A 13,786-nucleotide genomic window follows, 5' to 3' on the forward strand; every position below is an offset into this window, starting at 1 on the left:
AGCTCTGCTGATGCAGGCAGAGGTTGTGCATCACGGCGGGTCCGATCAACTCTGCCAGCGGTGACGGAACGCAGAGACAGGTTGAAAAGGCTACGCCAATGGCGTATATACGCAAAGAGACACAGAAATGCCTGCGGGTGGATTATCGCATCACCCCGGTCGCGGTCGAGGACGCCATCCACGCCTATCTGGACGAGGATGAGCTGGCCCGGCTGATCGCAACCCTGGTGCGCGACCCCACCATCGGGCGCAAGACGGATGAAGATTACACCCATGTCGCCGGGGATCTGGCGCTGCGCTACCGCATCCATCAGGCCAGCCCTGATCTGATGATGGTCTATGTGCTGCGGATCCACCGCCGACAGCCCGATCCGCGGCTGTCCGGCTTGATGGCGCAGGGGGCACGGGCAGTGCGGGATCTGGCCCTGGATGTGGTCAAATCCCGGATCAAGGCACTATTGAAGGAGGGCAACTGACATGGCAGAGCAGCGGGCAGATCATCGGGCAGAGCATCACGCACGGCGTCGAACCGGCAGCCGTATCCGCCAGCAAAGCGAAGCGGACCGCGACGCCATGGCGCTCAAACAGATGCAGGAGGACATCTCCGGCAAGACGCCCTTGGAGACCATCGCAACCCGCGAGGTGCCGATGGTGGATGTCGTGCGCCTGCGCAAGACCCTCGGCATGTCGCAGGAACGCTTTTGCAGCCACTTCGGCTTTCGGCTCGGCTCGGTGCGCAACTGGGAACAGGGCCGCCGCCTGCCGGAACGTCCCGCCCGCATCCTCTTGCGCATGATCGAGGATGACCCCGAGCGTGTCGAACGCTTCCTGCGCGAGGCGTATTGACCTTGTGACCGCTTCCATGCGGGCAGGGCAGGCCGACGGGGAAACCCCGCGGTGCGAAACACCGCAGACGGAAGACGCGGCATAGGCGCCGGTCCAGCCCACTGGCGCACTCAGCCGTCAGCAGGCCGGTGTATGTGCCGCCCCCTTACCAACCCGTCGCGTCGCCGCGCACCATGCGCGAGCACCGAAAACAACGCTCAGCGATCAGGGAGCGGACGTGCCTCCATCACAGCTTACAATCACACCCCGGCTGTCCTGCGATGATCTGGTCACATGGGCGCATCGCGGACCCGGCGACAGGCTCGTCGTCTGTTTTTCAGGGATTGGCAAGGATGCCGAAACCTGCCCGCCTTATGAATTCGCGCGAAGCGCGACGGGAAATGGCCGCCACAACACCCTGTTCATCGCGGATCCGCAGCGAAGCTGGCTGAACACGCCGGGTCTTCTGAGCCGCATCGGTGCCGAAATTGAGAGTTACCGCGCGATATGCGGCGCCACCCGTGTGATTGCGATGGGCCATTCCATGGGCGGCTTCAGCGCCATCGTCGCATCCTCCGTTACCCGCATAGACGCCGTTCTCGCCTTTGCGCCGCAGATTTCGATCCACCCCGATATCGTGCCTGACGAAACACGCTGGGCGGCCTATCGCAACCGGATCTCGCATTACGAGGTGAAATCTGCTGCCGATCATTTTCGCGACGGCACGGATTATACCATCATCCACGGGCGACATGGCCGCGAGGCACCGCAACGGGACCGCTTTCCCCGGCGCGACACCCTTCGCCACTATGTGATGCCCGGCACCCATCATAACGTCCCGCAACGGCTCAAACAGCTGAACTGTCTGGAGCAGGTCGTGCACTTTGCCATCGAAGGGCGCCCGCGCAAGCTGCGGCTTCTGTTGAAGCAGACAGCGCAGGCCTATCTACGACCAGAAGAGGGACAGCCCGTCTGATACGGAGGCAAGGACAAAAAAGGCCCGCAACAAGGGGCGGGCCTCTGGTCTGATCCTGCGCGGCTGGCCTTCAGCGACGTCCCCGCGCCATAAAGGCGAGTCGCTCGAACAGATGCACATCCTGTTCGTTCTTCAGCAGCGCGCCATGCAGTTTCGGCAGCGCATCCGCGCCATCGCGCTTCAGATCTTCCGCGCTCAGATCCTCCGCCAGGAGCAGCTTCAGCCAGTCCAGCACCTCTGAGGTCGAAGGTTTCTTCTTCAACCCGGCCGTATCGCGGATCTCGTAGAACTGCGTCAGCGCGGTGGTCAGCAGGCTGTCCTTGATACCGGGATGATGCACCTCGACGATCTTGCGCATGGTTTCGGCATCGGGAAACTGGATGTAGTGAAAGAAGCACCGACGCAGAAACGCGTCCGGCAGTTCCTTTTCATTGTTGGAGGTGATGATCATGATCGGGCGCTGCCTGGCCCGGATCGTCTCGCCGGTTTCGTAGACATGGAACTCCATCTTGTCGAGCTCCTGCAACAGGTCGTTCGGGAACTCGATGTCGGCCTTGTCGATTTCGTCAATCAGCAGAACGACCTTCTCGTCGGCCTCAAAGGCCTCCCAGAGCTTGCCTTTCTTGATGTAGTTCCTGACGTCATGCACCCGCTCGTCGCCCAGCTGACTGTCGCGCAGCCGGCTGACCGCATCGTATTCATACAGCCCCTGCTGCGCGCGGGTGGTGGATTTCACGTTCCATTCGATCATCCGCAGTCCCAGCGCATCCGCCACCTGCCGCGCCAGCTCGGTCTTGCCGGTGCCCGGCTCGCCCTTCACCAGCAGCGGCCGCTCCAGAGTGACCGCGGCATTGACCGCGATTTTCAGATCTTCGGTCGCGACATAATCCTTAGTGCCCTGAAACTGCATGTCTTTCCTGCCTCGTTGCCTCGCTGCAACCCCTGGGGGCGCTCTTATGCAGGTTTTAACCCTTTGTGCGTACTATTGTGTAGTGACAATCGCCTGCGCAGGGGATAAACGCTGCGGCATGCGGGGGGAGCCGCTGAGTTTGTAAACAATACCGAGGAAGACCGGCAGTATGGGGCAAACCAAAGGTAGCGAAATGAAGCAAGACGTGTTCCTGCCGGATGATTATCGTCCGGCTGAAGATGAACCCTTCATGAATGACCGGCAGCAGGAGTATTTCCGTCGTAAGCTCTATGACTGGAAACAGGAACTCCTGGCCGAAAGCCGTGACACCATCGAGGGGTTGCAGGACAATACCCGCAATATTCCCGATGTTGCCGACCGCGCCAGCGAGGAAACGGACCGCGCGTTGGAACTGCGCACCCGGGACCGTCAGCGCAAACTGGTCGCCAAGATCGACGCCGCGATCCGCCGCATCGACGAAGGCGAATACGGCTATTGCGAAGTCACCGGTGAACCGATTTCGCTCAAGCGTCTGGACGCCCGGCCCATCGCCACGATGAGCCTTGAGGCACAGGAACGCCACGAGCGGCGCGAAAAAGTCCACCGCGACGACTGATTTTCTTGCATTTGTGAAAAAAATCACAACGCCGGGGCCTGTCGCTCCGGCGTTTTTCGGTTATCTGGGGGTATCGCCTGGCCAGAACGGACCGGTCGGCGTGCAGACAGCGGGACAGCATGAGACTGACAGACCGGAAAATCACCATCATCGGCGCGGGCATCGGTGGGCTGGCGGCGGCACTGGCGTTCAGCCAGCAGGGCGCCGAGGTCACGGTCCTCGAACAGGCCGAGGCGATCACCGAGGTCGGCGCGGGCATTCAGATCAGCCCCAATGGTGTCGCGGTTCTGCGGGCGCTGGGGCTGGCCGATGATCTCGCCTGGACTGCGCCGCGCGCCCGTGCGGTGGTTCTGCGCAGCCACCGGCGGGGCCGGGAGGTGCTGCGTCTCGATCTCGACCAATATGCGCCGGGGCGGAATTTCTACTTTGTCCACCGCGCCGATCTGATCAACCTGCTGGCTGATGCCGCACGTCGCAGCGGCGTCAAGGTGCGCCTGTTGCAGAAGGTCGACCGCATCAGCTGCGGCGCCCGGCCGGTGGTGCATCTGGCCAATGGCGCGCAATGCGGCGGCGATCTGGTGATCGGCGCAGACGGGCTGCACTCCAAGGCGCGCGCCGCGCTGAACGGCGTGGCCAAACCGCGCTTTACCGGGCAGGTGGCCTGGCGCGCTACGGTTGCCAATCTGCACAATCACCCGGCCGAGGCGCAGGTCTTCATGGGGCCGGGTCGCCATCTGGTCACCTATCCGCTGCGCGACAGCAGCCTGATGAACATCGTCGCGGTGCAGGAACGCAAGACCTGGGCGGATGAGGGCTGGCATCAGCAGGATGACCCCGAAAACCTGCGCGCCGCCTTCCAGGGCTTTGGTGGCGCTGCCGCAGAATTGTTGGGTCAGGTCGATCAGGTGGCGCTCTGGGGGCTGTTCCGCCATCCGGTGGCCGAAGTCTGGCACAAGGGCGCGCTGGCGATCATGGGCGATGCCGCGCATCCCACGCTGCCGTTCATGGCTCAGGGTGCGAACCTCGCGCTTGAGGATGCCTGGGTGCTGGTTGATGCCCTGCGCACCGCCAAGACCACCGAGGCCGGTCTGGCCGCCTATCAGGCGCGCCGCTACGACCGCACCGCCCGGGTTGTCGATGCCGCTACCGGCAATGCCTGGAAATACCACCTGCGCCAGCCGCTGGCTTGGCCTGCGCATCAGATCCTGCGCCTCGGCGGTCGCCTCGCGCCCCAGCGCATGGTGCAGCAATTCGACTGGATCTACGGCCATGACGTTACCGGCGACAGCGCGGGCCCAGCCGAAAACGACCCCGGCACCGGCGGCCCCGTCACCACGCTGGCCTGACCGGCGGGCAGGGCGTCAGAACCTGGGGCGCGGCGCTGGAGCTGGCGCATTCGCACACCCTCGTCGCAACAATCCGCAGTTGCTGCTTGCTTAGTTGCACAAAGGCAGGTAGGGAGGTCGGGTTAGGTTATCTCTATCGACTTTTCTGCTCCTTACGGCTCAGCGATGCGATCTTGCACTGACTGGCCGAGCTGCCGCATTCCGCGGGTGGCATTTTTTAGGAGACTTACGATGGCTAATGGCACCGTAAAATGGTTCAACTCTACTAAAGGTTTTGGTTTTATCGCCCCCGAGGGCGGTAGCAGAGACGTGTTTGTGCATATCTCGGCGCTTGAGCGCGCAGGCCTGACCACACTGAATGACGACCAGAAAGTCACATTCGATATCGAAGCCGGTCGTGATGGCCGCGAAAGCGCAGCCAATCTGGCTCTCGCCTAAGCTTTTGCCCCCGCGGGGGTATCTGCTGAGATGATATTCGGGCGCATCGGAAACGATGCGCCCTTTGTTGTTCTTGCGGACTTGTTCTTGCGGACTTGTTTGTGCGGAGTTGTCCGTGCCGAGATGAAATCTTTGCGGACCTCAGGGGCGGGCCGATATCAGCGGCCCGCGCGCCGTTAGGGCTGACCCCGATCAATCCGCCGGATCGCCCGCGACCCGGCACTCAGGCTGCTGCCTTATCCGCCTATAGGTCCAGATCGACCCAGACCGGCACATGGTCTGACGGTTTGTCGCGGCCGCGCACCTCCTTGTCGATCTGGCAGTCGCGCAGCAGATCGGCGGCCTGCGGGCTCAGCAGGAAATGGTCGATGCGGATGCCGTTGTCGCGGTTCCAGGCCCCGGCTTGATAATCCCAGAACGAATAATGCCCCGGCCCCTGATGGCGGGCGCGGAACGCTTCGGTAAAGCCGAGTGCGACAATCCGCTGGAATGCCGCCCGGCTTTCGGGGCGGTGCAGCGCGTCGTCTTTCCAGGCTTCGGGCGTCTTGGCGTCTTCGGCCTGCGGAATGATATTGTAATCCCCGGCCATCAGCGCGGGCATTTCCTCGGCCAGCAGATCCTTGGCCCGTTGCCGCAGCCGCTCCATCCAGGCCAGTTTATAGGCGTATTTGCCGCCGTCGACCGGCTGTCCATCTGCGTCCAGCTCAACCGGGTTGCCATTGGGCAGATAAAGCCCGCAGATGCGGATCGCCTGTTTGCCCACCACGGTTGCCTCGATCCAGCGCGCCTGTTCGTCGCTGTCATCTCCCGGCAGGCCGCGCCGCACATCCTCCAGCGGCAGCTTTGACAGGATCGCCACCCCGTTGAAACTCTTCTGGCCATGGGTTTCGACATTGTAGCCCCGGTCCTCGAACAGCTCACGCGGAAAGGCCTCATCGACCGATTTGATCTCCTGCAGCACCACCACATCGGGTTGCGCCTCATCCAGCCATTCCGGCAGCGCATGGATGCGGGCCTTGATACCGTTGATGTTGAAGGTGGCGATTTTCATATCCGGTCTCCTGCCTCAATGGCCCGCAGCGGGGCGCCTGATCTATCGCGCAATCCGGGCGAGGGGGCAAGGGCGCGTCCGGGCGACAGCAGCGAATCAGCAGCACGCGATCCGCTCGGTCTCGCCCTCCCGGCTGCCGGGTGATTTGCAGCCCTGCAAAATCATCGCCTGACGGTCTGCTTATGCTTTGTGCGTCTGCGGTTGTGGATAGCTCTGTGGCTAACCTGTGCAGAACCTGCCATTCGGTTCAGGATCAACGGATTGACGCTCCTTCCTAAACCGTGGACCTATCAGAAAAACAACCGGTAGGCGTGTTTATCAGTTGCGAAACAGGCATCCCGTGCCAATCGTCGACGGGTGTTTTTCACCTAGAACGGGAGACGATCCATGACCACATCAACCTTGCGCCACGACCTCTTTGCACGGCCGTCGACACCTGCGGCGGCGGAGCTTCATACCGGCGATCTTCATGCCGGGGACGGGGTCGAGATGTTCTCCTCCGGTTCGATCTGCCGCGAGGGCGACGGCAATCTGGTTGCGGGCGCAGGCACCGCGCTGTTCTCCTCCGGTTCCGCTCCGCAGGCCGATGGCGCCACCACCACGGGCGCGGCCACCGGCCTGTTCTCCTCCGGCAGCTAAGCCGCGATGAGCCAGCCCCCCGGCAGCCTGTCTGACGGCTGACGGACACAGGGCGCGTTCCATCTTGGTGCTTCAACCATGACCATCATCCTGCCTTTCAAGATCCCGGACGCTGAAACTCGTGCGTCCGCTGATGTCCCGCCCGACCATCCGCCTCCCTCTGGACCGGGGCGGCGGGGCACGGCGCCGGGTACATCGGCTGCAACATGGGTCGAGAGCTTTGCCTGCCACCGGCGCCGGCCGCAGGCGGTCTACTGGCTGAAGGAGAACGCAGAACTGCTGAGCCTGCTGCGGGTGATGCAGCAGCGGGCCGGGGGACCGGCAGGCGCAGGGGGGATCGGCGGCGAGGCGGCGCTGTCCCCCCTGCGCCCCTTCTGTGACGGCGCCACGCGCCAACTGCGGTTTTTCCCGCAATATTATCGCTTTATCCTGTCGATCTGCCTCGACTACGAAGATCTGACCGGCACGCCCGCCGCCGCATCGGAGCTGGCACATTGGGCCGCGGCTCAGGGGCTCGTGGAGGCGGAACTGTCGGATCTGCAACGCGCTGAGGCACAGCAGCTGCTGGCCCGCCGTGGCATTGCGCTGCCGGTTGATCCTGGGCTTGCGGACCGGCTGCGCCGCTTCACCCGCCGCAGCGCGACCTTTGCGATCCCCAATCGCAAGGCTGCCTACGAGCTGACCCATATCGTGTTCTACCTCTCCGATTACGGGCGGCGGGATCCGGGGCTGGACGCCCGCGCCCTGCAAAGCCTGACCTACGCCGGGCTGTTGGCCTGCCTTGATCAGGATCTGGACCTGTTGGCCGAGATCTGCATTGCCCTGCGCTATGCCGGCGCGACGCCTGCGCCCTATTGGGAGCAGCTGCTCAGCCACGCGACCGCGCAGTTTACCCTGACACCAGACGGGTTTGACGGGCGTATGGATGGCTATCACGCCTGTTTCGTTACGCTGTGGTGGCAGCAGGTAACTGCGGTGGGCCGGAAAGCCGAGCCCGCCTGCCGGCTCCCCGCAGGCGCCGGGCAGGCCCTGCATATCGCCGCCCCCGCCACCCGCAGCCTGCTGGCGCCGCTGTCGGTCTGGCTGATGGAGGCAGGCGCTGGACCCGGCCGGACAGCACCCGCACTCTGGCAGGATGCCCTCAGCCATATGGCGGCGCACTCCGGTCCCGAGGCCCGCAAACAGTTGCGGAACCTGCAAAACAGCACCCCCGCATTCGAGGCGTTCTGGCAGATCTTCAGCAGGGCGGGGGACTGTCACGCCCGATATCGACGGATCGGGGCAGGGGGACTCAGCCTGTCGCCGTGATCAGAACGCGCCAGCCCGTTTAGCGGCGACGCTCCGGCCATATGGAAGCAGATGACGGATCTGGTCCGCAGGGCACCGCGCGGCCAGCATCACTTAGCGCGAACCGGTGGTCATGCAGCCCCTGCGGGCGTTTCTACATCGAAAACGAGGTGCCGCAGCCGCAGCTTGAGGTGGCATTGGGGTTGTTGATCACGAACCGCGCGCCAATCAGCTCTTCGGTAAAGTCGATCACCGCGTTTTCCAGAAACGGTAGCGAGACCTCATCCACCACCACCTTCTGCCCCTGACCCTCAAGGATCAGATCATCGGCCTGCGGGGCATCCAGTGCAATTTCGTACTGAAACCCGGAACAGCCGCCGCCTTCGACAGCCACGCGCAGCGCCTGACCCTGATCGGCGGCGCCGATTTCGGCCAGCCGGGCAAAGGCGCGCTCGGTCACTTTTGGAGGCAATTGCATCTCTGGTCTCCCAATACGGTGATCACTGCCGTGTTGCAGCTGAGTTCATAATATAGAAAGGTGACGCCACAGGGACAAGATTGACTGGGGAAAAGATTAGTGACCTACGCGCCTTATGCGACCATGCCCGACCGTAGCCGTGGCCGCCAAGTCCCCGAAGAAGAAAGCAGTTTCCGCTCCCCCTATCAGCGCGACCGTGACCGGATCATCCACGCCAGCGCCTTTCGCAGGCTGAAACACAAAACCCAGGTCTTTGTCGAACATGAAGGCGACAATTATCGCACCCGGCTCACCCATTCGATCGAGGTGGGGCAGGTGGCGCGGACCATTGCGGGCGCACTTCGGCTCAACCAGGAACTGACCGAGGCGGTGGCGCTGGCGCATGATCTGGGGCACACGCCCTTCGGCCACACCGGCGAGGATGCTCTGCATGCGCTGATGGCCCCCTATGGTGGCTTTGATCACAATGCGCAGGCCATCCGCATCGTCACCTCGCTGGAACGGCATTACGCCGAATTCGACGGGCTGAATCTCACCTGGGAAACCCTTGAGGCGATTGCCAAACATAATGGTCCGGTTGTGGGCGATCTGCCCTGGGCGCTGGCCGAATGCAACGCGGCGCTGGATCTGGAGCTGCACACCCATGCCAGCGCCGAGGCGCAGGTTGCGGCCTTGGCCGATGACATCGCCTATAACAACCACGACCTGCACGACGGTCTGCGCGCCGGGCTGTTCACCGATGCCGATATTGCCGAGCTGCCGGTGATCGGCCCGGCCTATCAGGCGGTGGATCGCCGTTATCCCGGCCTTGACGCGCGCCGCCGCCGCCATGAGGCGCTGCGGCGGGTCTTTGGCGTGATGGTCAGCGATGTGATCGACGGCGCCCGCGCCCGTCTTGCTGCCAGCGGCGCGCAAAGCGTCGAGGATGTGCGTGCCCTGGGCGCGCCCGTGGTGGTGTTCTCCGATGCGCTCTGGGCCGACCTGAAGGAAATCCGCGCCTTTCTCTTCACCCGCATGTACCGCGCGCCCAGCGTGATGCGCAAACGCGCTGAGGTCTCCAAGGTGGTGGAGGCGCTGTTTCCGCATTTCCTCAACCATCCGGCAGAGATGCCCGCGCGCTGGCAGGGCGATATCGCCGCCGCCACTGATGAAACCGCTCTGGCCCGGATCGTGTCGGATTACATCGCAGGCATGACCGACCGCTTTGCATTGCAGGAGCACCGCCGCCTGTTCCCGGCTGAGGCCGCTGCCGCTGCGGCAGATCTGCAAGCCGGGCAATAGGCGCGGGCTGCACCGCGACTGGCGGTAACGCTGACGCCAACTGGCACTATCCTGAGGTAGGTCCGATGCGGTTTCATGGGGCAGACGCCCAGAACCGCAATCGCAGATGCAAGAGGCCGCCATGGCAAGCAATGGCATGACGCATTGGACCGTGACCTTTCAGGATGCGCCAGAGATGGCGCGGATCCGCGCGGATCGCCCGCGCCGGGATGCGCATATCGCATATGTACGCGCCCATCCCGAATTGCAGATCGGCGGCGCATTGGCGATGCGGCCCGAGCAGGATTTTCCGGGGGCGATCTGGAATGTCGAGGCGGCCAGCCGCGATGAGGTTGAGCGTCTGATTCTGCGCGACCCCTATTATGTCGCCTCGCTGCGCCGGTATCAGATCACCAGATGGGGCCGTCTGCCGGCCCGTGATGTACCGGTGGCCTGACCTGCCGCGCCTTGGTGCGCATATCGCGTAACCTCGCCCCGCGCGCAATTTTCTTCACCCGGAGAATTGACCGGAAACGGGAATTTTCCGGGACGCCCCCGCTGCTGATGGTGATGGGTTCTGCAATCCTGTTGACCCTTCCTGCCGCCCCCGGTATCCGCTGTGCTGAACAGTTGGGACGCCAGATATGAACCTCTTTACCGATATCCGCTCGCTCGTGATCGACAGCCTGACCGCCATGACCGGCGAGGGCGCGCTGCCCGAAGGGCTCGATTTTGCCAATGTGGCGGTGGAGCCGCCGCGCGATGCCGCCCATGGCGACATGGCGACCAATGCGGCGATGGTGCTGGCCAAGCCCGCCAGGATGAAGCCGCGCGACATCGCCGAGGCGCTGGCGGCGAAGCTGGCCGCGGACGATCGGATCGCCAGTGCTGAGGTCGCAGGCCCAGGCTTCCTGAACCTGCGGCTGGCTCCGGGCATCTGGCAGGGCGTGCTGAAATCGGTCCTGGACGCAGGCACGGATTTCGGCCGCTCGGACGTCGGCGCGGGCAAGCGGGTGAACGTGGAATATGTCTCCGCCAACCCGACCGGCCCGCTGCATGTGGGTCACACCCGCGGTGCGGTCTTTGGCGATGCGCTGGCGGCGCTCCTGGCCTATGCCGGCTATGACGTCACCCGCGAATATTACATCAATGACGGCGGCGGTCAGGTCGATGTACTGGCGCGCTCTGTCTACCTGCGCTACCTCGAGGCACACGGGCAGGACGTGGCCTTTGCCGATGGCACCTATCCGGGCGACTATCTGGTTCCCGTCGGGCAGGCGCTGAAGGACAAGGTGGGCGATGCCTATGTCGATCAGGGCGAAGATGTCTGGCTGGCCGAGGTGCGCGAATTCGCAACCGATGCGATGATGCAGCTGATCCGCGAGGATCTGGCCCAGCTTGGCATCGAGATGGATGTGTTCTACTCGGAAAAATCCCTCTACGGCACCGGCAAGATCGAGGCCGCGCTGAAGGAACTGGATGCCAAGGGGCTGATCTATCAAGGCGTGCTGGAACCGCCGAAGGGCAAGAAACTCGACGATTGGGAGCCGCGCGAACAGACCCTGTTCAAATCCACCGATCACGGCGACGACGTTGACCGGGCAGTGAAGAAATCCGATGGTTCCTGGACCTATTTCGCGCCCGACATCGCCTATCACTACGATAAGGTTGAGCGCGGCTTTGACGAGCTGATCGACATTTTCGGCGCCGACCACGGCGGCTATGTCAAACGGATGAAGGCGGCAGTTTCGGCGCTGTCCGATGGCCGGGTGCCGCTGGATATCAAGCTGTGCCAGCTGGTGAAGCTGTTCAAGGACGGTCAGGAATTCAAGATGTCCAAACGGGCCGGGACCTTTGTCACCCTGCGCGATGTGGTCGATGCGGTGGGCGCCGATGTGACCCGTTTCATGCTGCTGACGCGCAAGAACGATCAGGGTTTCGATTTCGACCTCGACAAGGCGCTGGAGCAGTCCAAGGACAACCCGGTGTTCTATGTGCAATACGCCAATGCGCGGATCTGCTCGACCCTGCGCAAGGCGGCAGAGGCCGGGATTGCGACCGACGAGGCCACGCTGGCCGCGGCCGACCTGTCGCTTCTGGACGATTCCGCCCAGCTGGCGGTGGCCAAGAAGCTGGCCGAATGGCCACGTCAGGTGGAAATCGCCGCCCGCACCCACGAGCCGCACCGGGTTGCCTTCTATCTCTATGATCTCGCCTCGGAACTGCACGGGCTGTATCACCTTGGCAAAACCAACGAAGGTTTACGTTTTGTTAACGAGAGCAACCCATCTGCAACACATGCAAAAATGGCACTGGCCAAGACCGTTTCCATTGTCATTTCTGCCGGTCTTGGTATTCTTGGGGTCACACCGGCGCAGGAGATGCGATAGCTAAAATCGCCCAGGCCGCCGGATCGAGGCAGATCATCAAGTAGAAACCCGGATCGGCGCATTGCGTGCCGTCTGCGGGCAGTGAGGCGGAAATGGCGTATTTTACGCAGGCAGGTCACGGCCAGTCGTATTCCAATGGTGGGGACCGTTCTTCGGCCTCCGCCACTGAAACACAGGGCACCCGGCAGGAGCCTTCTTTTGCCGATGCGCATCTGCCCTATCCGCAGCCCAAACACCCCTTCGGATTCGATCCGCAGACATCGGCCGCCGCGCCACAGGCCCAGCAGGCGGCAGCGGGCGGCTATTTTGCGCAGCCCCATACATCCCCCGGACAGGGCGCGCAGTCCTACAGCCCCTACCAGCAGCCCGCGCCCAGCTATGGTGCCTCCGCGCAGGACGCCTATAGCGGGCCGGGCACCGGTCAGGGGCATCGCTACGATGACTACGGGTTTAGCCCGGAACCGGCAGGGGCCGGTCGCGCCGGCCTCAGCAAGGCGTTCAGCGTCCTTGGCGCCGTGGCCTCGCTTGTATTGGTCGCAGGCATCGGTCTCTGGGGCTACCAGCTGATTTCCCGCGATGTCAGCGGCGTGCCGGTCGTGCGCGCCGTCGAAGGCCCGCTGCGGGTGCAGCCCGAGAACCCCGGCGGCCTCCCCGCCGACCATCAGGGGCTTGCCGTCAATGCGGTTGCCGCCAATGGCAATGTCGAAACTCCCGCCGACCGGCTGACACTGGCGCCGCAGGACGTGCAGCTGACCGAGGATGACCAGCCCATGCAGGCGGCGCTCACCACCGGTGCTGCGCGGATCAACGACACCCGCGATGGCGCGGCTGATGCCGCTGCGGTGGCCAATGCCGATACAGGCAGGCTCTCCAGCGAAGCCGTCGCGGCCTATCAGGGCGGCGATATCGACGCGCTGGTGGCTGAGCTGACCGAGGATTTCGCCCCTCTGGTGGAGGAGACCCTGCGCGGCGCCGAACAGCTGTCGGCTTCCGCCCCGGCCATCGTCCAGCCACAACCCCTACAGGCCGTGAGCGTCGCGGCCGTGGCGCCCGCGCCAAATGCAGCCCTGCGCAATGCCCCCGGTGTGCGCGTCTCGCTGCGCCCTGCCGCGCGGCCCGCCCGTTTTTCACCAAGCCGCGCCACAGCGTCTGCGCCGGTGGCGCAAACCACGCAGGATGTCTCGCCCGACAGCCTGCCCGCAGGCACCCGTCTGGCCCAGCTCGGCGCCTATGAAAGCGCCGAGGTCGCGCGCGCCGAATGGGATCGCATCCACGGACGCTTCGCCGATTATCTGGAAGGCAAGAAACGGGTGATCCAAAAGGCGGAAAGCGGAGGTCGCACCTTCTACCGCCTGCGCGCGATGGGCTTTGACGACCTCTCCGATGCGCGCCGTTTCTGCTCCGCTCTGGTGGCAGGCAACGCCGACTGTATCCCCGTGACCACCCGCTAGGACATGGGCCTCCCCCCGACACCTCCGCGCCCGGCTCCAGCCGGGCGTTTGTCGTTTTCCATCCGGCAAACTGCTGCCAGTTTGACCCATCCGGCCATGGCGCCGCCCCCGACACTGGT

The 13,786-nt window shown here is 63.7% G+C and carries 15 protein-coding genes; 12 read left to right on the forward strand and 3 right to left on the reverse strand.

The features are described 5' to 3' along the window. The first annotated feature begins 98 nt into the window (after nt 1–98). The 3 genes from VWY75_RS06480 to VWY75_RS06490 all read left to right on the forward strand — a co-directional run bounded on the left by VWY75_RS06480 (nt 99) and on the right by VWY75_RS06490 (nt 1,801). Nucleotides 99–476 (forward strand): hypothetical protein, encoded by a 378-nt coding sequence (locus tag VWY75_RS06480; RefSeq protein ID WP_340545171.1) that lies wholly within the window; start codon nt 99–101, stop codon nt 474–476. 1 nt (nt 477) lies between these two features. Continuing rightward, on the forward strand, nt 478–846 hold the full coding sequence (locus tag VWY75_RS06485) for a helix-turn-helix domain-containing protein (protein WP_416535902.1): 369 nt from the start codon (nt 478–480) through the stop codon (nt 844–846). Nucleotides 847–1,063: 217 nt separating this feature from the next. Continuing rightward, nucleotides 1,064–1,801, forward strand: a complete 738-nt coding sequence (locus VWY75_RS06490; protein WP_416537762.1) for a hypothetical protein — start codon at nt 1,064–1,066, stop codon at nt 1,799–1,801. Between the two features lie 70 nt (nt 1,802–1,871). On the opposite strand, the gene VWY75_RS06495 is transcribed toward VWY75_RS06490, so the two are convergent. Next, nucleotides 1,872–2,711, reverse strand: coding sequence for an AAA family ATPase (locus VWY75_RS06495; protein WP_340545174.1), 840 nt, complete (start codon nt 2,709–2,711; stop codon nt 1,872–1,874). Nucleotides 2,712–2,904: 193 nt separating this feature from the next. Here VWY75_RS06495 and dksA point away from each other — a divergent pair, with 193 nt between their 5' ends. The 3 genes from dksA (at nt 2,905) to VWY75_RS06510 (ending at nt 5,111) form a co-directional block, all read left to right on the forward strand. Further along, nucleotides 2,905–3,327: an RNA polymerase-binding protein DksA gene (dksA, locus tag VWY75_RS06500; RefSeq protein ID WP_340545175.1), complete on the forward strand. Its 423-nt coding sequence runs from the start codon at nt 2,905–2,907 to the stop codon at nt 3,325–3,327. A gap of 119 nt (nt 3,328–3,446) precedes the next feature. Further along, a complete protein-coding gene (locus VWY75_RS06505; protein ID WP_416537761.1) occupies nt 3,447–4,673 on the forward strand; it encodes an FAD-dependent monooxygenase in 1,227 nt (408 codons plus the stop codon). Nucleotides 4,674–4,904: 231 nt separating this feature from the next. Then, nucleotides 4,905–5,111 (forward strand): cold-shock protein, encoded by a 207-nt coding sequence (locus VWY75_RS06510; protein ID WP_014874221.1) that lies wholly within the window; start codon nt 4,905–4,907, stop codon nt 5,109–5,111. A gap of 244 nt (nt 5,112–5,355) precedes the next feature. On the opposite strand, the gene xth is transcribed toward VWY75_RS06510, so the two are convergent. Then, on the reverse strand, nt 5,356–6,162 hold the full coding sequence (xth, locus tag VWY75_RS06515; protein WP_416535899.1) for an exodeoxyribonuclease III: 807 nt from the start codon (nt 6,160–6,162) through the stop codon (nt 5,356–5,358). Nucleotides 6,163–6,549: 387 nt separating this feature from the next. On the opposite strand from xth, the gene VWY75_RS06520 reads away from it, so the two are divergent. Next, nucleotides 6,550–6,801, forward strand: a complete 252-nt coding sequence (locus VWY75_RS06520; RefSeq protein ID WP_416537760.1) for a hypothetical protein — start codon at nt 6,550–6,552, stop codon at nt 6,799–6,801. Nucleotides 6,802–6,879: 78 nt separating this feature from the next. Further along, nucleotides 6,880–8,109, forward strand: coding sequence for a DUF6902 family protein (locus tag VWY75_RS06525; protein ID WP_416537759.1), 1,230 nt, complete (start codon nt 6,880–6,882; stop codon nt 8,107–8,109). A 133-nt stretch (nt 8,110–8,242) separates the two neighbouring features. Here the strand turns inward: VWY75_RS06525 and VWY75_RS06530 are convergent, their stop codons facing one another. Then, nucleotides 8,243–8,566, reverse strand: coding sequence for a HesB/IscA family protein (locus VWY75_RS06530; RefSeq protein ID WP_014874225.1), 324 nt, complete (start codon nt 8,564–8,566; stop codon nt 8,243–8,245). Nucleotides 8,567–8,665: 99 nt separating this feature from the next. On the opposite strand from VWY75_RS06530, the gene VWY75_RS06535 reads away from it, so the two are divergent. From VWY75_RS06535 to VWY75_RS06550, 4 genes are all read left to right on the forward strand, one after another. Next, the gene (locus tag VWY75_RS06535; protein WP_416537758.1) at nt 8,666–9,847 is read left to right on the forward strand and encodes a deoxyguanosinetriphosphate triphosphohydrolase; all 1,182 of its coding nucleotides are present in this window, start codon (nt 8,666–8,668) and stop codon (nt 9,845–9,847) included. Between the two features lie 121 nt (nt 9,848–9,968). After that, the gene (locus VWY75_RS06540) at nt 9,969–10,283 is read left to right on the forward strand and encodes a YciI family protein (RefSeq protein WP_061048797.1); all 315 of its coding nucleotides are present in this window, start codon (nt 9,969–9,971) and stop codon (nt 10,281–10,283) included. A 187-nt stretch (nt 10,284–10,470) separates the two neighbouring features. Next, a complete protein-coding gene (gene argS, locus VWY75_RS06545; RefSeq protein ID WP_416537756.1) occupies nt 10,471–12,216 on the forward strand; it encodes an arginine--tRNA ligase in 1,746 nt (581 codons plus the stop codon). 92 nt (nt 12,217–12,308) lie between these two features. Next, nucleotides 12,309–13,667 (forward strand): SPOR domain-containing protein, encoded by a 1,359-nt coding sequence (locus VWY75_RS06550; protein WP_416537755.1) that lies wholly within the window; start codon nt 12,309–12,311, stop codon nt 13,665–13,667. Nucleotides 13,668–13,786 lie beyond the last annotated feature (119 nt).

Origin of the sequence: Phaeobacter sp. JH20_08 (assembly GCF_048056635.1) — a bacterium.
GTDB classification, from domain to species: domain Bacteria; phylum Pseudomonadota; class Alphaproteobacteria; order Rhodobacterales; family Rhodobacteraceae; genus Phaeobacter; species Phaeobacter bryozoorum.

What these genes read in the sequence shown, in the direction of transcription:
- VWY75_RS06480 (WP_340545171.1), top strand. Translation starts at nt 99, where the DNA reads ATGGCGTATATACGCAAAGAGACACAGAAATGCCTGCGGGTGGATTAT.
- VWY75_RS06485 (WP_416535902.1), top strand. Translation starts at nt 478, where the DNA reads ATGGCAGAGCAGCGGGCAGATCATCGGGCAGAGCATCACGCACGGCGT.
- VWY75_RS06495 (WP_340545174.1), bottom strand. Translation starts at nt 2,711, where the DNA reads ATGCAGTTTCAGGGCACTAAGGATTATGTCGCGACCGAAGATCTGAAA.
- dksA (WP_340545175.1), top strand. Translation starts at nt 2,905, where the DNA reads ATGAAGCAAGACGTGTTCCTGCCGGATGATTATCGTCCGGCTGAAGAT.
- VWY75_RS06505 (WP_416537761.1), top strand. Translation starts at nt 3,447, where the DNA reads ATGAGACTGACAGACCGGAAAATCACCATCATCGGCGCGGGCATCGGT.
- VWY75_RS06510 (WP_014874221.1), top strand. Translation starts at nt 4,905, where the DNA reads ATGGCTAATGGCACCGTAAAATGGTTCAACTCTACTAAAGGTTTTGGT.
- xth (WP_416535899.1), bottom strand. Translation starts at nt 6,162, where the DNA reads ATGAAAATCGCCACCTTCAACATCAACGGTATCAAGGCCCGCATCCAT.
- VWY75_RS06520 (WP_416537760.1), top strand. Translation starts at nt 6,550, where the DNA reads ATGACCACATCAACCTTGCGCCACGACCTCTTTGCACGGCCGTCGACA.
- VWY75_RS06525 (WP_416537759.1), top strand. Translation starts at nt 6,880, where the DNA reads ATGACCATCATCCTGCCTTTCAAGATCCCGGACGCTGAAACTCGTGCG.
- VWY75_RS06530 (WP_014874225.1), bottom strand. Translation starts at nt 8,566, where the DNA reads ATGCAATTGCCTCCAAAAGTGACCGAGCGCGCCTTTGCCCGGCTGGCC.
- VWY75_RS06540 (WP_061048797.1), top strand. Translation starts at nt 9,969, where the DNA reads ATGGCAAGCAATGGCATGACGCATTGGACCGTGACCTTTCAGGATGCG.
- argS (WP_416537756.1), top strand. Translation starts at nt 10,471, where the DNA reads ATGAACCTCTTTACCGATATCCGCTCGCTCGTGATCGACAGCCTGACC.
- VWY75_RS06550 (WP_416537755.1), top strand. Translation starts at nt 12,309, where the DNA reads ATGGCGTATTTTACGCAGGCAGGTCACGGCCAGTCGTATTCCAATGGT.